The following is a 21,129-nucleotide window of genomic DNA, read 5'->3' as shown; positions in this document are numbered from 1 at the left end:
GGTTTTAAAATTCTAAAATAATACCAGACGTTATTGTTTTAGATAATGGAGACCTACTATTGGCAACACCGTTAAATGCCTGTTCTGGATCAATTCCTTTATGGGATTGCCAGGTTAAGATATTATCTGCTTGTAAAAACAACCTTAACTTGCTTAATCCTACTCTTTCAATTACTGATTGCGGAAGATTGTAACCAAATGTTAAACTTTTCAATCTTATATAATCATTTTTAAACAAGAAGCGCGTTGATCGGGAGGCATGATCATTGTTGCTAGCTAATAGTAAAGGGAAGTCGCTAATATCCCCAGGGTTTTGCCATGCATTAAAATTATCTGGATGGGCACTAGCTCCCGGGTTTTGGAAAGGGTTTATTAGTGATGAATAGTCTGAATCTAATAAATAAGCTCCAAAGCTAAAATTGAACAATACATTCAAATCAAACTGTTTGTATCTGATAAAGGAAGTAAACCCGCCTTCTATATCTGGCAAGGAAGATTTTCCAGTATCATATGGAGTGGCTCTAGTATTGGAATCTGAACTATAATCCTTTGTTGTGACCTTATCAATTACATTACCTTCAACATCTAATACATCTCTATACCACATACCTTTACCATCGGCAGGGTCTACACCAGCCCATTCTGGGATAAAGAAATCGAAAATAGAGCCACCAACTCTATAACGTTTAGACCCATTTATAATTTGATCTTGAGATAACTTAGTCCACTCGTTCTTATTTAGTGCCACGTTAATACCCGTAGTCCATGTAAAATCTTCTGTATTGAAATTAATAGAGCGTAACGATGCTTCCCAGCCAAAATTCTTGATAGACCCAATATTTGTAACAATTTTATTTACACCTAAAGATCGTGGTAATGGTTTATCTAAAATTAAATCTACAGATTCTTTGTTATAGTATTCTAAAGTACCTGATATGGTTCCATTAAATAATTCGAAGTCTGCCCCAATATTTAAAGATTCTATTTTTTCCCATCTTAAATTCACATCGGCTACACCTTCAGGCAAAGTACCTGAGTTACTTTGGTTAACAAAACCTGTTTGAAAAACAGATTGATAAGGAAAAAGGTTTGCGGTTCTATTGTTTCCCAGTTCACCATAAGATCCTCTAAGTTTTAAATATGTAAGAACATTATTTTCACTTAAAAAATGCTCTTTAGAAACAATCCAGCTCATACCTCCTGCTAAAAAGTTACCCCACCTTGTGTCTTCATGAAAACGGGTAGACCCATCTCTTCTTATTGAAAACTCTCCAAAATACTTTTCATTAAAATTATAGCTAAGTCGACCTAAATAACTATTAATTCTTTCCGTAATAACATTACCTCCAACACCTTCCGGTGTCGTACTGCTATCTAAGTTATCTACTCCTGGCAAAAATCCAGTACCTTGAGATAATAAGTCATCTTGGGTATTTGTATAGGCTTCTGTTATAGCATCAATAGATACATGGTGATTTCCAAAACTCTTCTTATAGTTTAAAGATTGAATCGCATTTAAAGTCGTTGTTAAATCTCGATTCTGCGATACACGTCCTTGTACATTAGCTGCGGCACCTGTCTTATCATCATCAAAACTAAAAGAATCGAACAGGTAATTCTCATAACTCAATCGCGTTTTGAATGTTAAACCTTCAAAAAGATTTACTTCTGCAAAAACATTGGCTAAATAATTAGTTCTTACTCTTCTTTCTTTCCCTAAAGTTAAACTTGCCAAAATATTATCATCGTTAAAAACTGGTCTTGTACTATTTACTGCTTGACCAGTAACAAGTCCATTTCCTAAATCGAAAATTCGATCTCCGGCATTATCTCTAATTAAATTTCCATTAGCATCACGTAAGTATATGGGATAAATACTTGACACCCCATAAATCCATGAAATTGCTTGTGTTGTATTGTCACTTGTTTGATCTGGATTATTTGAACTAGAGCGTGAAAAGCTAGAATTAAGGCCTATTTTAAACCAATCATTTATCTGAGTTTCTAAATTTAATCTTGTAGCTACTCTCTCAAAATCTGAAGGTCTTACCGGGCCATCTTCATTTAAATAATCAAAAGACATGAAGTATCTTGTTTTATTGCTACCCCCAGAGACACCAATGTTATGATTTACCCTAAGGTAATCTTCTCTAATTATTTCATTTTCCCAGTTAGAATTCCATAATAGATTTGCGTTTGCTACCAAATTACCATTAATATCTATTGGGTTTGCAACACTATATGGATTATATCCTAAATAATCGACCAAACCATTTGTTGCATTTTGAGCTGCATCGGTAGCAGTTTGACCATTTTCATATTGATTTGTATTCTTCAAAGCTTGCCAAGTTAGCTTTAAATAACCTTCTGGTTCAGTTAAATTGTGAACCCCTACAGCTGGGTTAGAAAGTCCTATTTGAGACCTTAATGTCACTTTTGGAGCTGAGTCAATATATCCTTTTTTAGTTGTAATTAATATAACTCCCCCAGAAGCTCTTGAACCGTATAAAGCTGAAGAAGAGGCATCTTTTAATACTGAGACTGACTCTATCTGATCCTGGCTTATCGTATTAAGACTACCATTAAATGGCGCACCATCTACAACAATAAGTGGCCCCCTTGCTAAACTTTCACTTGATATTCCTCTAATTCTAATAGTTGGATTACTTCCTGGTTGACCGCCTGCTGTTAATAAACTTACTCCAGGTACAGCACCTTGTAATGCTCTTAATGGAGATGTTACTTGTTGCGTTTCAATTGTAGTACTTGAAACAACTCCTACTGACCCTACTATAGATTCTCTTGTTTGCGAACCATATGCAACCACAATAACCTCTTCAAGAGCAGTTGTATCGTTTCGCATAGTAACATTAATGGTGTTTGATGCCCCTACTATGATTTCTTGATTTATATAGCCAATAAAACTAAATACCAGAATGTCTCCTTGATTAACCTTAATTGAATAATTCCCATCGAAATCTGTTGAACTTCCATTAATGGAGTTTTTAATTAAAATTGTTGCTCCTGGTAGTGGTAAATTGTTTTTATCCACAACTCTTCCAGAAACCATTTTTTCTTGTGCAAAAGATGATACCATACCAATCATCAAGAACACTAACATTAAATAGTAGTTTCTTACTTTCATAAAATTAAATGTTTATTTGAATTAGTCAAGCAGATTGAAAAAAGGTAGGCAGTAAAGATGTTTTTTTAAGTGACTAATTCAAAAAATTATACTCTACTATGAAATTAAAGCTTAGAAGAATCTAAAATGTTTTAAGTAAAGTTCTATTTACTGTCCTACCTTATTTGCAATTGCAACAATAAAAAAAAGAATAAAGTTATTATTTGATGGCAACTCTTATAATACCTTACTTCACCGAAGATAATTTACCTTGCATTTACTTGTTATTCAACCTTTTTAAGTTGAGAATTTATAAACTCTGAAGGTGTTTGCGAGGTCTCTTTTTTAAATGCTTTATTGAAAGTAACTTTATTATTATAACCCACCTCGTAGGCAATGTCTATAATATTAAGACTTCCGTGAACATCTTCTTTAAAAATGCTTATAGCTTCTTTAATTCTAAATTTATTTATAAGCTCAAAAAAATTGATATTAAAATGTTCGTTAATTATTTGAGACGTATTATGTCTAGTTGTATTTAATCTTTGAGACAATACTTCAAGACTAATATTGTTTTCTTTATACACTTTTTCTTCGATAAATAACTTAATTAAATTCTCTTTGAGTTCTTGTGATAATGCATTAGTAAGTCCTGATTTTTGATACTTCTCCAAAGACATAACATCTTTTAGCGCATAATCATATTTAAAAATTTCTGGTTGCACATAGGCCATATAAGCAAGGTAAACAACCATAGCAGACATAATACTAACCTGTATATAGTTGATGAAATATGGAAAAGAGAGCAATAATCCACTTACTGGTAAGCCATAAATAATATAAGAAACTAGATAAATAATATGTATTCTATAGATGGTTTTCTTCCATTTATTAATAGGTTGCTTTGTATTTTCTGAATTAATTTCTTTTTTACCGTTACCATACTGAAGCTTTCCTATTAAAACAGCATATATAACAAGTGATGCTACTTTTGAAAAGAATATTACATATCTGTTATAAATATCATATGAATCATTTAATTCCAACATGAGCTCGATTTTTTCATTACCGGAGAGTGAATACATTGGAAATAAAAACACAATTAAAACAAGTGTTGGCAAAAAATGCAATAAATCTATTTTTCTAAATTTAAAATTATACGTGACACTCTTAAAATAAAAGTAAAGTAGTGGTCCGTATAAAAGCGCCACAGATGAGGCCATCAAATATGTGTGTGGAGCTTTATACTGAATATTGGATATATACAGAACAAACTCCAAAATAAACAACGAATGTACCCCAACAAAACCACTAATAAATAATTTAGCGTACCGATTTGACTTTTTAGAAAAATTGATGATTATGGTGAAAAAAAAGCCAATTAAAGCAACGTATAGAAACAAAAATGTAAGCCAGTCCATTTGCAATAAATAATTTTCGGACAGTTCTTTATACTCTTTGGAATCTCTTATAACGTCATACGCTCCATTATTTAAAATTGAAAAATCTAACGTATTATTAATATACTTTTTAGTAAAAATTAAAGCATCTTTAGGTTGATTTAAATCTGCATTTAAAATTGCTAAATTTTTAAATATTTTGATTGAATCCGGATGTTTTTCAATTAAAGCATCATTATAAAGTACTAATAGTTCTAACTGAGTCATATCATTACTGATATTTTTCTGTTTTATTAAACTATCAAGTTGCACTAAAAATAGATCGGGAGCAACATCTATCTTTGAAGCTGCAACTAATTTGTTAGACATAACAAATAAGCATAAAACAAAAAGAAATATTCTTGAATTATAAGACATCAAATGGGTTGATTGAGAGTGGTTATACAATGCTTTTTATCAGCAAAACTAACATACCATGAAATTATAAATAAAGCTGTCTATTATTCTTAAAAAAAACTTAAAAAAGTAACTCCCGATAATAATATACCTCATATTGCTTTATTTTGTAGTTTTTTTAATACAAAAATCATTAAGATATAAGAAGGCATTTTTAACAAAAAAATTGAAAAACAATTAGGTTTTGCAGTTTATTTATCACAAAGACAAGATCATCTTTTTCAAGATTATGTTAACTTTCAAAAACAGTTAAAATGCAATAACACTTCGCCACAAAATAATTATATATAAACTTGGTATGTCATAGAAAGCTCTCTTAAAAAACGAGCATTATCTTTATAATTAATTATTAAAATCGATTATTATTTTTTAACAATTTGTACTTCATTTTATCGAATCAAGATAATTAGTATTAATCTTAAAAAAGATCGAAATCAGATCAATGGTAAGTAAAAGACTGCCTGTTAGGCAGTCTTTTACAGGTTTACTGAATAGCTGTTTTAATAACCACGTATTAATTTGGTGTTAGTTGAAGTGTAAATTGAATTCCAGCCAAACCACAACATGAGGTTGCCGTATATGTTAAATCGAGCGTAATTACTCCAGTATCTTGATCTAAACTAGTTCCTGCACCTTGTACCCAGGCAACTTGAGCGCCAAATGGAATAGAATTCTCGGTTACAGTAATAGTCCCACAAACATCTGTAAACTCAAGAGCAACAGGGAAATCTGGTCCAAAAATATCTGCCGTACCATCACTTAAGTTATAGGTTCCAGCTGCAGGCTGTGTTATTGTAACTGGTTGCGGACTTCTAAAATTACCTGCAATTGGAAGGCTTGACGCTATTACAGTACTTATATAGTTACCTTCTAACATTGTAGGACAAGAAACTGGATAACTTATTTTTGCTGTAAATAATCCAGAATTACTAACTGTAGTACCAGTATTATCTGTCCCATCGTCATTTAATAGGCTCAAAACACGTCCATCTGACATGGTAAACCTAGTAGATACTGTTAAAACATCACCAAGTTTAAAGTCATTAGTGCTATTTAATTCTGCAAAAGCATCAATAACATCACTAGTGCTTAACGAAAAGTCTCCTGGTAACGTTACATTAGTAAATAATACACTTGTATACGTTGGTCCTGCCAACGTAGAATATGTAGCAATTATATCTGCCGTACTAGGAGTTCCTTGTGCCACCGATGCATTAAAAGCTAGATTTACTGCTGTACCATTTAATATTTTGGTAAGATCGAATATCTGGTCTGATGCAGCATCTTTAACGAAATTCGGAACAGCACCAGTTTCTAAAACAAGCGCTGAATCCCCACCATCATTATCACAAGAAAAACTAGCGATAATAATTGTTGTTATAAGTAATAAAAATTTTATGTTTTTCATTTTTTATGTTTTTTAATTATCCCAAAACACTCTATAAGTTGCCAAAGTTTTTTGAGCTGGAGCATTTTCATTAAGATTCAACTCATTATCTGGCCAAAAGAAGGTTCTATTAAATGGGTTATTTAATGCCGTATCCGTGTCTAGCAAAGGAAAACCATCACCATTGTCTAGTTGATATTCATTTGTTGCGTCAGGATCTGCCAATACGGGATATCCTGTTCTTCTATAATCATTATATTGATCCATCTGATCGCCATAAGTAGCCACCCATTTTTGTGTCATGATTATTTCTAGCTGTTTTTCTGCGCTTGCAGCAGCAAATTCTGCATCAATATTAGCTATGAAATCCGTAACTGCAGTGGTACCACTTAAAACGGGAACTGTTTGAGTTGTTCCAGTACCAGCTACCACTTGATCTACCTTAGCAAAACTTGCAGTAACAGCTTCGGTTAGCTTAGCAGCAGGGTCACCAGCAATTAATCCAACTTGCATTAACTCTGCCTGGATGTATAAAAACTCATCATAAGTAAGTATTCTCCTTGGTGCTACTCCAGTACCACTCGCAACGGTTCTAGCAAAACCTAAACCATCATCATATCTACCGCCACAAGGAAAAATTCCAGGAAAAGTAGCATCATTAGCAACAGCACCATCTCTCCAAGGTCCTACACTACTAAAACGGATTGTAAAGAAACCTGTAGAAGCATCCCAATAATCGGCTCTAGGATCTCCAGAAATAGGGTCTGATTGATCTCTGGGAAACTGCCCTGCTGTTAGTTGGTTAGCCCAATAATATGGTATTCTAGGATCTTTATTATTAGTATGAATATTAGGGTTCATCCCCATTAAAATTTCATAGAACCAAGGGCTAACATAATGGTCTACTTGAGCGCCACCATAAGCAGCTTGAAATAATTGGTTACGTTCATCCTGAGGTGACACTGTGGCGGTATGAGTAAATTGAAAATCGTCTGCATTCGTAGTGAAAAAATTGTTTTCTGCAACCAATGCATCCAATGCTGATTGACTAAACAAAGGGGAAGATGATAAGCGTATTTGGTTTAATAATTTCAACTTAAGTGTATTAGCAAACTTAATCCATTGAATTGCTGAACCTGCATAATAAAAATCGTCTGCTCCAGGAAGCAAACCTGCTGGATTGTTTAAATTTGTCTTAGCGCTGTCAATTAAATCAAAAACGGCTTGATATACTGATTCTGAACTATCAAAAACTGGACTAACTGTACCCTCTATTAATAAAGTAGCTTCAGTGTAAGGCACGTCTCCCCACAAATCTACTGCAACCGACATCATATAGGCTTTTAGTAATTCGCCTATGCCTTTATAAACTGTAGCTCCCTCTGTATCTGCTTGAGTAATTAATGTTTCTAAATCTGTTAGAGACAAATAAACATTATTCCAATCATTATTAAGAGCTATGTTATCGGCTTTTGTTCCATATTGATCTTGTTCACTTCTTGAAACCCCTTGATGTGTTTGTGTTCCAAGAACTTCTCCACTAAAGTTATTCCAATCGGCAATTAATGCCACTGTTATTTCTATATTAGGTAGCAACTGGTTAATTGGTGCTACCGTTGGGTTATCTGTATCTGTATCAACATCCAAATATTCACTACATCCAAAAATGAATACAGTCACCATAAAGACCATTAATATGTGATACCTTTTAAATTTTATATTTTTCATTTTCTTTTATTTAAAAAGTTAAGTTGATTTTAAATCCATAGCGTTTTGAAGTTGGTGCTGAAGAGTTTTCAATACCTTGAACTCTACCAGAACCGAAAGAAGTCACTTCAGGATCGTAATTAGTATATCTCGGAACATTTGGTGCAAAATACCATAAATTGTTACCTACCGCACTAAATGAAACTTTGCCAAAAGGTGTTTTATCTAACCATTTTGATGGCACATCATACGTTAAACTTAATTCTCTTAAACGATAGACTGTACCATCATAAACAGTCCCTTGATCTGTTGAGTTTATCCCCCAAGTATTACTAGGGCCACCGCCTGTGAAATACAAATCGTTAGTATCAATCTGTGTTGTATTTGGTATTCTATTTCCACTTGAATCCAGTATATAATTTCCATTTACATCGCCATAAAAACCTGGAATAACATGTGTACGTTCTCTATCTTCAGTATCTCTGGTAACTCCTCTTCCTAAAAGGGATCCTATACTTATAGATTGTATATCGCCTCCTTCTCTCCAATCAACCTGAGCACGTAAGCTGAAACTTTTATAGGTAAATGTATTGATAAAGCCTATTTTAAAATCTGGAGTAGGATCACCAATAATGTCACTGACAGGGTCTTGAAATATCCATCCCGTAGACTGATCGATGATATAATTCCCTTCATCATCTCTAAGGTGCTGTGACCCAAAAAAGACACCAAAAGGCTGTCCTTTAATAGCATATGCAATTTGGTTACCATCTAACCTAATTCTTTCAAGGCCTTCTACCAATTCGGTTACCTCATTGGTGTTTTTTGTGAATGTGGTAAATATATTCCATGTGAAATTATTTGTTTGAATAGGTAACAATGTTAATCCAATTTCTACACCCGTATTTGTCATTTCACCAATATTGGTATTAAATGATGTAAAACCACTAGATCGAGGTACAGATACAGGAGAAATTAAATCGGTCGTTGTTTTTTTATACCATGTAAAATCAATAGCTATACGCCTTTTAAAGAACTCTAAGTCGGCTCCAATTTCAATTTCATCTGTAAATTCTGGAGTAATTTCTTGATCACCTAGACCTACTCTATTTCCAACTACAGGAATTGCTGCAAAAGGCACTCCTAATGCAAATGTTGTATTTAAAAACTCAGCAGCGGCATCATTACCAACAGACGCCCAACCTCCTCTTAGTTTAGCAAATGTTAGTACGTTACTATCTAATTTAAGCGCTTCAGTAACAATTAATGATAAACTGGCTGAAGGATAAAAGTAAGATCGATTATCTAACGGTAAAGTAGAAGACCAATCATTTCTCCCTGTACCATTTAAAAATAGAAAATCCTTATATGATAGTGTTAAATCTGCAAAAACTCCAACATTACGTTTTCTTTCATAAGAATCAGCTAAATTAGATGTTGTAATTGTATTCGCAAGTGTATAAATATTTGGAGAAATAAATGTGGTTCCTAAATTCGCATCTCGTTTAAAAGTATTTTGATAGGTGTTTAATCCAGCTATAGCAGATAAACCAATATTATCTGTTAAATCATAATTAAAATTCAACAAAAGAGTAGACTCTAAATCTTCATTAACAGCACCATCTGTTATAAGTGTCCCGCCTGTTAAAGCTGAAGCTATAGATGCTGGATGCCTAATCTCTCTTCTATTTAAATTATATTTATTGTAGCCTACTCTAAACGATGCTGAAATATGCTCATTAATTGGTACCCCAATATTTAAATTTGTAACGACTCTATTCGTATTGGTTATAATTTGGTCATTTTTCCAAGACCAAAGCGGATGATCCCATCCTGTATTTGGAATAACAGAACCTCCAGTAGTTGGATTGGTAAAAGGAATCGATAAATCCCAAGTACGTCCTAACCATAATGATCTTGCAAAAGAAGATGACGATCCCGCAAACTGCTGATTACCAAAAAAACCTCCTACCTGATCAGTATCTGAATAAGCAATAGAACCACCAACGGTTATGTTATTTGGAAGCTTAAAATTACCCCCAGCAGAAAAAGACGTTCTTTCATAAGTATTAAAAGGCATATAACCTTTTTGTTGTAAATCTGAAAGTGTTACACTAAAACTTCCTTTTTCGCTGTTAGAGGAAGCTGTTATTGAGTTATCTAAAACAATTCCTGTTTCAAATAAATCTTCAACATTATTTGGCTGTGCCTCATAGGGAAGTGTTTCTATTAAACCAGGTCCATAAACATCTGGAAAAGCCGTTACCCAGCTATTCCAAACTGGGATAGTTTCCAAAGTATCAAAAGCTGGTCCCCATGACCCGTTAGAACCTGCATTAAATTTAAACTGTGTACCTTGTCCATACTTGTTCTGATAGTCTGGTAAGTTTGCAATTTTTTCAAAATACGTTCCACTACTAATATTAACGCTTAATTTATTATTAGCATCTTTATTGAGTGATGAACCTGATTTTGTAGTAATAACGATGACACCATTTGTTGCTCTAGAACCATATAATGCTGCTGCAGCTGTACTTTTTAATACTGTTACGGTTTCTATATTATTAGGATCTAAACTGGAAATACCAGACTCATATCCTCCACCTCCAGTGCTAAACCCGCTTGGTGGTTGTAATTCTACTGTTGTAACTTGTCGGTTGTCGTAAGCAATACCATCAACAATAAACAGCGGTTGACTGGCTCCCCCTATAGTCGTTTGACCTCTAATACTAATTTGGTTTGAAGCTCCTGCTACACCATTAGAGAAATTCACATTAACACCAGCAACCTTTCCTGATAAGGATCTTAATAAATCTGGCTCTGAGTTTTCAATAACTTCCTTAGATTCTACCTGACTTACAGCGTATCCTAAGTTTTTAGCATTTCTTTTAATACCAAAAGCAGTGACTACCACTTCTTCTAGTGCTGTTGCGTCCTGTTCCAATGTCACGTTAATTGTATTGGAAGCATTAACGGTAGCTTCGGTACTTGTATACCCAACAAAACTAAACACAAGAACAGCTCCTTGACTTGCTTTTATTGAATATTTACCGTCAAAATCTGAAGACGTTCCAGATGTGGTTCCTTTAATAAGGACTGTTGCCCCAGGAAGTGGCAGACCAGAAATATCGGATATTGTACCCGATATCGTTTTTTCTTGTGCAAAAGATAATTGCACGACAAACGCTAGTAATAGCGTTAGTAATCCACTAAACTTTTTTTTCATTTTATTTATTTTATGAGTTAGTCAATGCAGATTGTAAGAAAGGAAGGCAGAAAAGAATATTTTTTAAAGACTAATTCAAAAAAATTACATAAATGAATCCAAAGTTTAGTGCAACTCTGGTTTTTTGTAAAGCTCTTTTACTGCCTTACCTTTACAATTGCACTAGTAAAAGAAGAACTTTAATAGTGTCTTTTACCTAACTTTGATTTGAAGTGGTTATTTATTGAATTCACATGGCTTATTTTGACGGTAAATGATTACATAGCTTATTTAGCTTTCTTAAACAATTATTCGATATAATACATAAACACTTAAAAATCATTAAATTACATTCATAAATCAATATTATCATCATATTTATAGAATGAAAGCCTACTATTTATGAAACCATTAAAAATTGATTTAAACAGCCTCTTTATTGAATTGTAATAAATTTATTATGATTTGAAATTATCATTTTATGCAGTGAACATTATCTGTACGTCATTTTAAGTCATTTTTTTGTAGTAGTTTTAGGATACCAAATTAATCCCTATGAGTAATCTTATTAAAGCTTTAATTATTGATGATGAAAGCTTAGCAAGAAAAAGAATCTCAAATTTGTTAAGTGATATAAAAGAAATTGAAGTACTTGAAGAGTGTAGTTCAGGTAAAGAGGCTATAAATGCCATCTCTAATAAAAAACCTGACTTGATATTTCTTGATATTCAAATAACGGACATGACAGGGTTTGATGTTTTAAAACAAATAGATCCTTTAACCAGACCCTTAATCATTTTTATTACTGCTTTTGATGAGTTTGCTCTTAAAGCTTTTGATTTTTTTGCTTTTGACTATTTATTGAAGCCCTTTAAAGATGAACGCTTTTTTCAATCTACAAATAAAGTCATTGAGTTACTTACTTCTAACAAATCGAATATATTAAATAGAAAAATAAGTGATTTACTCCGCTATATTGAAAATCCTAACGAAGATTTCCCAGAAACAAAAAAGACCAAACTGGCCATAAGGGCTAACGGAAAAATTTCTTTTATTGAAAAAAATAATATTAAGTATATACAAGCTTCAGGATATTATGCTGAGATTTTTACTGAACACAAAAAATTTCTTTTACGAGAATCCCTAAACTCTTTATTGGATCAATTAAAACCTTATAATTTTGCCAGAATTCACAGATCTACAATTATAAACACTTCCTTTATTTCTGAAGTACTATACTCAAACTATGGTGAAATTGATGTAAAAATGCAGGATGAAAAATTATTTAGAATTAGTAAGACTTATAAAAAAGAGTTTCAGAAAAAAATGGGGATTTAATTTATGATTAAAAGGGTAAAACCATATTTAGATTTAAAACTTATAGGCATTTTATCTTTGTTCTATTTCATATTTGTGGTTATTTATGCTTCTAAGAATGCTTATTTAAGAATCTATTCTAAAAGACAGATAGATTGGGGTGAATTTATTTTTGCAAATTTATTAGACTGGGTGATTATTGTCATTTTCATGATGTTTATAGCTTTTACTACCAAGCTTTTGATGCAGAAAAAAACAAAATTAATTTATATTATATCTATACATTTATTTTTTTCATTTTTTATTGGTGCTTTTACAATTGGCTTGTCACAAATTGTGGAACACCTTAAAAGTCCCTGGCCAATGAAAGAAAACTCTATTGCCAGTTTATTTACATCTTATATAAGACTTATAGATTTACATTTCTTAATTTATATGTCCTTAGTAACCATGATATATATGTATTATTACTTTCAGAAAATTCAAGAAAGTAAAATACAAACCATAAAACTACAGGATCAACTTTCAAAAACGCATTTGAAGTTTTTACAATCTCAAATGCACCCACATTTTTTATTCAATACCTTAAATGGTATTCATTCCTTAATGGACATAAACATTGCAAAATCTAAAAGCATAGTAGTCGATCTAAGTGATTTATTAAGAAATGTTTTAGAAAAAAAAGACCAAAACCTAATTGAATTACAAGAAGAATTAGAAATACTTAAAAAATATATTCATATTAAAAAGGCTCGCTTTTCCGATCAATTAAATATTCATCTCAATATTGAAGAGGGCTTAGAAAATGTTTTGGTTCCCAATATGTTATTACAACCAATTGTAGAAAACTCTACAAAACATGGTTATGATAAAGAACATTTATCACTCGACATAACTATAAGCATTTTTAGAAAAAATGATAAGCTTATAGTGAAGATTAAAAATAATGGCAAAGAATTGAAAGATAAACTTTCTGTTCTGTTAAAAAAAGGGACTGGTCTTAATAACATAAAAGAAAGACTAGACTCTCTTTATAACAATGATTATAAATTAAAAATTTATAACAAATCAAATAGTGTAATTACCGAAGTAAATATCCCGATTAAACTGTCTATATCTCAAATCGAAAAAGGTTTTTAAGACTCCTTTTATAGATATTGTGTAAGTCATTTAATTCAAATTAAATTTAATTCTCTCATATTTTTATAAAGTATATTTAAGTAATTTATTTGTATGTGTTCATTTATATTATAATCAAATGTTTTAAATCATGACAATGTTTTTTAAAAAATACACCGATTTAAAACTAATTTTAATAATAGTAATAGTACAGTTAACCCTAAATTTATATGATGTATTTCAACGCTCGTTTATTACAAAAAGAGGAGTCCTCAAGTTAAACTATGATCTACAAGGTGAAGAAATATTTGGCAAATTAGCAGAATTTATAGGCGTAATTATCTACATGGTTATAGTATCTGTCATTGTCAACTTTTTTATAAAAAAAAGGACCTCGATTTGGATTGTCTCTATATTTCATTTAATAATCCCTATCACGTTACCTCAGTTTACCTGGACTATTTACCATATTCCAGAAATTATAAGAGAAAAAAGCTTAAAATCTCTTGAGTTTACCGATTTTTATATTTCTAGATATGTTTTACATATTAAGTATTATTATACCTTATACTTTCTTATTCTGGGCATTATATATCTATACTTTTATTTTAAAAAAATTCAAGAAAACAAAATTCAGACCGCCCGTTTACAGGCTCAACTTTCTGATACAAAATTAAAATTTTTACAATCTCAAATTCACCCACATTTCCTTTTTAACACTTTAAATAGTGTCTATTCCCTAATGGATATTGACTCTTCAAAGTCGAAAGATATGGTTATAAGTTTAAGTGATTTGTTAAGAAATGTTTTAGATAAAAAAGACCAGAACCTCATAGAATTTCAGGAGGAATTATTTATTCTTAAAAAATACATTCATATTAATGAAATGAGGTTTTCTGATAACTTAAAATTTCATATAAACATTGAAACTGGATTAGATAATATCCTAATTCCTAATATGTTAATTCAACCCATAGTAGAAAACGCCATAAAGCATGGATATAGTGAGGAGCATATAATATTAGAGGTATTTGTAAACATTTATAAAAAACTCGACACCTTATTTATTATAATAGAAAATAACGGAAAAAAACTCGACAGTAACCTATCAAGTTTATTGAAAAAAGGACATGGGCTATCCAATATCAAAGATCGATTGCAAACACTTTACGAAGAAAACCATCAATTCGAAATGTTTAATAAAAACAATCATGTTGTTACTTCAATAACATTCCCTGTACAGCTATCTATATCAAAAATTGAAAACGATCTTTAATGTCCTCTAACTTTTTGTTCCCATGCCCATGCTGAACGCATAGCATCATCTAAAGATAATTTGGTTTTCCATCCTAATTCATCATTAGCTTTATTGGTATCTGCATAAGCTGAGATTATATCCCCTTCTCTTCTACCTACAATTTTATAGTTTAGTTTTACTCCAGAAACACGTTCAAAAGACTGTACTACTTCTAATACTGAACTCCCTTTTCCAGTTCCTAAATTAAATGTTTCATAATTAGATTTGTTCTTGTTTTGGAGTAAACGTTCTAATGCAACAACATGTGCTTTTGCTAAATCAACTACGTGAATATAATCTCGAACACAGGTACCATCTGGTGTTGGATAATCATCTCCAAAAACAGATAATTCCTGACGTAACCCAATAGCTGTTTGTGTAATAAAAGGAACTAAATTTTGAGGCACACCAATTGGAAGCTCTCCAATATTAACAGATTCATGTGCTCCTACTGGGTTAAAATAACGTAAAGCAATCGCTTTTAAATTTGGTGACACTTTACAAGTATCCTTAATTATTTCTTCTCCTATTTGTTTTGTATTTCCATAAGGAGATTCTGCTTGCTTCACAGGAGCATTTTCGGTAATTGGTAACTCATCGGCTTGTCCATAAACCGTACAAGATGAACTAAAAATAAATCCAGCAGAAGGTAGTTTTTGCAATTCTTTAAGAATATAAACTAACGTACTAATATTGTTCTCATAGTATAACAATGGTTCTTTTACACTTTCCCCTACAGCTTTACTTGCAGCAAAATGAATCACCCCTTTTACATCATTGTGCTTCTTAAAAAAACTTTTTACTTTCTCTTTTTCTTTAAGATCTAACTTTTCAAAAATAGGCGTTTTACCAGTTATTGCAGTTATTCCATCTAACACTTTTTCCGAAGAGTTTGATAAATCGTCAATTATAACAACCTCATAACCTTCATTTTGTAATTCAACAACGGTATGTGATCCTATAAACCCTAATCCGCCAGTAACTAATATTTTATCCATTTATAAATTTAATAATTGTTGATGTAATATATGCTATTTGTTCGTCGTCTAATTCGGTATGCATTGGTAACGAAATAACTTCTTTAACTAATTGATTTGTTACTTTAAAATCGTCTTCATTATACCTTTCGTCTCTATATGCTTTTTGATTATGAAGTGGTATTGGATAATACACACCACAAGGTATATTATGTTCATTTAAATATTTTACCAGGGCGTCTCTATCAATGTCTTTTATTTTAAGTGTATATTGATGAAAAACGTGACAATCGCATGAAGTATCACAAATCTCAGAACAGTCATTTGATATTTTTGGAACAATAATATTTTCATAGTCTTCAAATGCTTTACTATATTTTTTAGCAGCATTTTGTCGTGCTTTATTATAATTATCCAAATGCGGTAGTTTAGCATCTAAAACCGCTGCTTGAATGCTATCTAAACGTGAATTTACTCCTACCACATCATGATGGTAACGCTCGTACATTCCATGATTTACGATGCCTCTAATAGTATGAGCTAAATTGTCATCATTTGTAAAAATAGCACCACCATCTCCATAGCATCCTAAATTTTTAGATGGGAAAAAGGACGTAGAAGCTACATGACCAATAGCTCCTGCTTTGATTTTATTACCATTTTTATATGTATAAGATGCACCTATAGCTTGAGCATTGTCTTCAATTACAAATAAATTATGCGCTTTAGCAATCTGCATGATCGCTTCCATATTAGCACACTGACCAAATAAATGCACAGGTACAATGGCCTTCGTTCTTGGTGTAATGGCCTTTTTTACAGCCTCAATATTTATATTAAAGTCATCCTCATTAACATCTACCAAAACCGGCGTTAATTGTAACAATGCTATTACCTCTACAGTGGCGGCAAAAGTAAAATCAGCAGTAATGACCTCATCTCCTGGCTTTAAACCCAACCCCATCATGGCTATTTGTAATGCATCTGTACCATTAGCACAAGGAATAGCATGCTTAACTCCTAAATATTGCTCTAAATTCTTTTGAAACTCATGAACTTTAGGTCCATTTATGAATGAGGTGTTTTCTATAACTTCTTGAATAGAATGATTAACGACATCTTTTATGCCATTATACTGACCTTTAAGGTCAACCATTTGAATTTTCTTCATCTAAAAAAATTAAGACTAATTTTAATGAATACCCATTGAGGGCTACAGTATACAAAATTACAAAATTCCTTTACGCTAACCAATGAATTTATTTCAAAGAAATGTATTTTAGCGCCAAAGAAAAGAATTGGGTTTTATTTACAATATAGGCATTGGTGTAGTACATTTTGGATTAAAATGCGCCTCCTTATTTAATAAAAAAATTAAAAAAGGAGTTGTTGGTCGACAAAACACTTTTAAAGTTCTTGAAAGCCATTTAAATTTCGGTGATAAAACTTTATGGTTTCACTGTGCTTCTTTAGGTGAGTATGAGCAGGGGCTTCCTGTTTTCAAAGAATTAAGAAAACACTATAAACAACACAAAATTGTCCTTAGCTTTTTCTCTCCTTCTGGTTACGAAATTCGTAAAAACTCACCAATAGCAGATATCGTTGTTTATTTACCATTAGATAGTAAAAGACTTTCAAAACGATTTGTAAATCTTCTTAATCCTGAACTTAGTGTTTTTGTTAAGTATGATATTTGGCCTAATTTTTTAAATGAATTAAAAAAAAGAAAGTGTCGTGCTATTTTAATTTCAGCAGCCTTTAGAAAAAACCAATCTTATTTTAAATTCTATGGTAAAGTATTGAGACGTGCTTTGTTTACTTTCGAACATATTTTTACTCAGAATGAAGTTTCAAAAGCATTGCTGGAATCGATAAACTATAACGATGTGACCGTTAGTGGGGATACTCGTTTTGATCGTGTTTTTAGTCAATTAGAATTAAACAACAACTTACTTTTTATTGAAACTTTTAAAGACGATAAATTATGCGTAGTCGCAGGCAGTACTTGGCCTGAAGATGAAAACTTACTGATTGATTATATTAATTCCAGCAATCATAAAAACGTAAAATTTATTATTGCTCCCCATAACATAAAGACTTCTCAAATAAATAACATCCAGGAAAAGCTAAACGTTACATCTGTTCTGTATTCTAAAAAGGAAGACAAACAACTGGCTAGTGCTCAGGTTTTTATAATAGACACTATTGGAATACTCTCTAAAGTCTACAGTTATGCAAATATTGCCTATGTAGGTGGTGCTATGGGACATACTGGCCTACATAACACTCTAGAACCTGCTGTATTTGGAATACCTATTATTATTGGCCCTAATCATCAAAAATTTCCCGAGGCTAATGCCATGATAAACATCAATGGTATGTTCTCTATTTCGAATCAGGAAGCGTTCAATAATATTTTAAACGAATTGATTCAAAACAAGGAAAAACGTTTGTCTTGTGGGAAAAATTGTAGTGATTATATTCAAAAAAATAAAGGTGCCGTCATCCAAATAATAGATTATCTGCGTATATAATGTATTTCGTAGAATAATCGTTAAAAAAATTAACATAATATTCTTAGAATATACTAAAAGTTATTAAATTCGTGACTAACGTTTTAATACCTGATTAGTAATCAGTATTTTAACACTCAAATAATTAACACTAAAACAAAGAACAATGAAAAAATTATTATTAAGTACTGCTTTATTACTTGTACTAAGTTTATCTTTTACTTCTTGTAGAGATACTAAAAAAGCTGAAGACGCTGCTGATGCGGCTGTAGAAGCTGCTGCTGATGCTGCAGAAGACGCTGCTGACGCTGCCGGAGAGGCTGTAGAGGCTGCTGCTGATGTCGCAGGAGAAGCTGCTGACGCGGCTGTAGAAAGTGCTACTGAAGCTGTAGAAAGCGCTGCTGATGCTGCCGGAGAAGCAGTAGAAGGTGCTGCAAAAGCTGCTGGAGAAGCAGTAGATGCTGCAAAAAGCAAAGTTGAAGAAGTAAAGAAAGAAGCTGGTCACTAATACCAACGATATTCTTTAAAAAAAGACTGCTATATGGCGGTCTTTTTTATTTATATACGTTTATTTAATTTCAACAACTTTAAACGATCATTATTCTTCTCTACTACCAATAAATGTGGGTTTAACAATATAGCAAACTTTAATCGTATTTTTAAAAAATAAAAAAGCGACCCCCTAGTGACTTTAGAGGGGATTTTAATGCCTGTATTAAGCGTGTTTTATAAAGATTTAACCTTCTTAATGTTTGCTTATTTAACGTCAGTTTCTATTTAATTTTTTTATAAAAATAATATTAAATCAATGATTTTCAAGTGTTTGTCATTTCTGACAGAGTGAAATATGAGCCTTTCGACTTTAGTTTATGCTGAGCGTAGTCGAAGTACTCAAGATAAACTTTCGAGAAATCTCATAAGGATGGGATTCCTCTTCAATAGCTACGCTATATACGTTCAAGTAAAATATATTTTACCCTCCGTAGCATTCGAAATGACATAGTTTCTTTATTAAAACAGTTAAACAACTGACTGTCAGTTTTTAATATGTCGAACTCGCATTGTTTAAGAAACTCCCAATCTACCCTTCTATTTATTTGAATTAAAAATAGTATCATTAATTGATTATAAAAGGCAATTTAATATGTGTCAATACATCTATTTTTGTAAAAAATATTCGTAAAAAGAATTATTTCGGCTTTTATTTAAAGAACAAAAATTTACAAAACAAGCCTTATTAGCACTTATGTTTAATCAATTAATCGAAGGTTAAATTAACTATTTCATAGTTTCAATTTAAATACTTTTTCTATCAAATCCGATATTATTCTTTCATTAAACTTGTCTTAAAAAACATTTTATTACTCTAGACCGGACAATAACAAAGTTAATTTCTAATATATTAAACTCAAGCTCATGATTCTTTTCCAAATTAAATAATTATGTTAAATTCAACACTTTAATTTATATATAGATTATTTAGAATGCCTCCTATCTTATCAGAAATATTAAAGCACTATCATATTTTTGGATTACTGAATCTATTCCTTCTATATATTTTACTACTCTCCTATTCTCACAAAAAACCAACCCTATGGTATAGTACATTTGTATTATCTATAGTGTTAGATTTATTTAATTATGTTGGTTTATTTAATCTGTTTTTTTATTCCCCAAATTTCACACTAGCTTACCTTCCCTGGTCTGTATTTACGCCTATTTCATTTTATAAATTAACCTTAATCTCTCATAATAAAAAAGCGCTTTTTCATAAGAAAGTATTCCAATTATTACTCTTACTCTCTGGCATGATGTTTTCTTATTTTTTCATAAAATCGTATTACATTTTATTAGGAGACTTAACTTTGAGAGATCTTTATTTCCTTACTGAAAACTCTTTTGCTTATATAGAATATTGGATTATAAAAATATTTATAACTATCATTCAAATTGTAGGCTTGACATTAAGTTTTTCTGTTATAAAAAGACAATCTATCAAGCCAAACAAGGATATTTATTACTTATTTATTCTGCTTGGTATCATAACATCTTTGTCTGTCATGCAAATTGTTCAGGATTTATATTTATATCCCCAAAATATTTTATCCGCTCCCAACAACCTATACTTAACCATTGTTACTACCGGAGGACTAATAATTGCGTATCAAAAAATTATTGGTATCGATTCAGCAAAAAGAAAAAGCAGCAAAACAGTTACCTACAACAAATTATATGAGTTAGATTTTGAACGACTTAAAAACATTGAAGAGAAAATACTTTCTACAATGGAAGAAAAGCAGTTATATAAAAACAGAAAATTACAACTAAAAGATTTAAGCAAGGAGGTTTCAACTTCTGAAAATAATGTGTCTGAAGTTTTAGCAAAACAGTTTCAAACCAATTATTACGATTTTATAAATAGCTATAGAGTTAATGAAGTTAAAAGGTTGATGAATTCTGAAAAACATAAAGGTTATAAATTAATAGCTATAGCTATGGAAGCTGGCTTTAACTCTAAAACTACTTTTAATACTGCTTTCAAAAAAAGCACAGGACAGACTCCTTCTGAGTACAAAAAAAGTATCTTTCTATAAATCAATACGTACGGCTAAGCTAAAACGAACATT

At 31.5% G+C, this 21,129-nt stretch carries 13 protein-coding genes; 6 read left to right on the top strand and 7 right to left on the bottom strand.

Annotation, left to right across the window (positions count from 1 at the left end):
- Positions 1-4: 4 nt before the first annotated feature.
- From EM932_RS10880 to EM932_RS10860, 5 genes are all read right to left on the bottom strand, one after another.
- Entirely contained in the window at positions 5-3,145 is a 3,141-nt protein-coding gene (locus EM932_RS10880) for a SusC/RagA family TonB-linked outer membrane protein (RefSeq protein WP_135877216.1), read from the bottom strand.
- A gap of 263 nt (positions 3,146-3,408) precedes the next feature.
- Positions 3,409-4,893 (bottom strand): helix-turn-helix domain-containing protein, encoded by a 1,485-nt coding sequence (locus tag EM932_RS10875; RefSeq protein WP_170179775.1) that lies wholly within the window; start codon positions 4,891-4,893, stop codon positions 3,409-3,411.
- A 601-nt stretch (positions 4,894-5,494) separates the two neighbouring features.
- On the bottom strand, positions 5,495-6,388 hold the full coding sequence (locus tag EM932_RS10870; protein ID WP_135877214.1) for a hypothetical protein: 894 nt from the start codon (positions 6,386-6,388) through the stop codon (positions 5,495-5,497).
- 12 nt (positions 6,389-6,400) lie between these two features.
- The gene (locus tag EM932_RS10865) at positions 6,401-8,095 is read right to left on the bottom strand and encodes a SusD/RagB family nutrient-binding outer membrane lipoprotein (RefSeq protein WP_135877213.1); all 1,695 of its coding nucleotides are present in this window, start codon (positions 8,093-8,095) and stop codon (positions 6,401-6,403) included.
- 10 nt (positions 8,096-8,105) lie between these two features.
- Positions 8,106-11,300: a SusC/RagA family TonB-linked outer membrane protein gene (locus EM932_RS10860; RefSeq protein WP_135877212.1), complete on the bottom strand. Its 3,195-nt coding sequence runs from the start codon at positions 11,298-11,300 to the stop codon at positions 8,106-8,108.
- Between the two features lie 534 nt (positions 11,301-11,834).
- On the opposite strand from EM932_RS10860, the gene EM932_RS10855 reads away from it, so the two are divergent.
- The 3 genes from EM932_RS10855 to EM932_RS10845 all read left to right on the top strand — a co-directional run bounded on the left by EM932_RS10855 (position 11,835) and on the right by EM932_RS10845 (position 14,991).
- Positions 11,835-12,617, top strand: coding sequence for a LytR/AlgR family response regulator transcription factor (locus EM932_RS10855; protein ID WP_246041025.1), 783 nt, complete (start codon positions 11,835-11,837; stop codon positions 12,615-12,617).
- Positions 12,618-12,620: 3 nt separating this feature from the next.
- A complete protein-coding gene (locus EM932_RS10850) occupies positions 12,621-13,736 on the top strand; it encodes a sensor histidine kinase (RefSeq protein ID WP_135877211.1) in 1,116 nt (371 codons plus the stop codon).
- Positions 13,737-13,872: 136 nt separating this feature from the next.
- Positions 13,873-14,991, top strand: coding sequence for a sensor histidine kinase (locus EM932_RS10845; protein WP_170179774.1), 1,119 nt, complete (start codon positions 13,873-13,875; stop codon positions 14,989-14,991).
- Here EM932_RS10845 and galE read toward each other — a convergent pair.
- Complete coding sequence (gene galE, locus EM932_RS10840) at positions 14,988-16,010, bottom strand: UDP-glucose 4-epimerase GalE (RefSeq protein ID WP_135877209.1); 1,023 nt, start codon at positions 16,008-16,010, stop codon at positions 14,988-14,990. The two genes, EM932_RS10845 and galE, sit on opposite strands and share 4 nt — an antisense overlap.
- The gene (locus EM932_RS10835; protein ID WP_135877208.1) at positions 16,003-17,160 is read right to left on the bottom strand and encodes a DegT/DnrJ/EryC1/StrS family aminotransferase; all 1,158 of its coding nucleotides are present in this window, start codon (positions 17,158-17,160) and stop codon (positions 16,003-16,005) included. Before EM932_RS10835 ends, galE begins: the two co-directional genes overlap by 8 nt.
- A 127-nt stretch (positions 17,161-17,287) precedes the next feature.
- On the opposite strand from EM932_RS10835, the gene EM932_RS10830 reads away from it, so the two are divergent.
- The 3 genes from EM932_RS10830 (at position 17,288) to EM932_RS10820 (ending at position 21,096) form a co-directional block, all read left to right on the top strand.
- Positions 17,288-18,523, top strand: coding sequence for a 3-deoxy-D-manno-octulosonic acid transferase (locus EM932_RS10830; RefSeq protein WP_135877207.1), 1,236 nt, complete (start codon positions 17,288-17,290; stop codon positions 18,521-18,523).
- A 145-nt stretch (positions 18,524-18,668) separates the two neighbouring features.
- Positions 18,669-19,010: a hypothetical protein gene (locus EM932_RS10825; protein WP_135877206.1), complete on the top strand. Its 342-nt coding sequence runs from the start codon at positions 18,669-18,671 to the stop codon at positions 19,008-19,010.
- Between the two features lie 976 nt (positions 19,011-19,986).
- Positions 19,987-21,096, top strand: coding sequence for a helix-turn-helix domain-containing protein (locus EM932_RS10820; RefSeq protein ID WP_135877205.1), 1,110 nt, complete (start codon positions 19,987-19,989; stop codon positions 21,094-21,096).
- Positions 21,097-21,129: the final 33 nt, after the last annotated feature.

Origin of the sequence: Flavivirga rizhaonensis, from assembly GCF_004791695.1 — a bacterium.
GTDB lineage: Bacteria > Bacteroidota > Bacteroidia > Flavobacteriales > Flavobacteriaceae > Flavivirga > Flavivirga rizhaonensis.
Note: the sequence above shows the minus strand (reverse complement) of the source record. Positions and strands in the feature narration are given on the sequence as shown.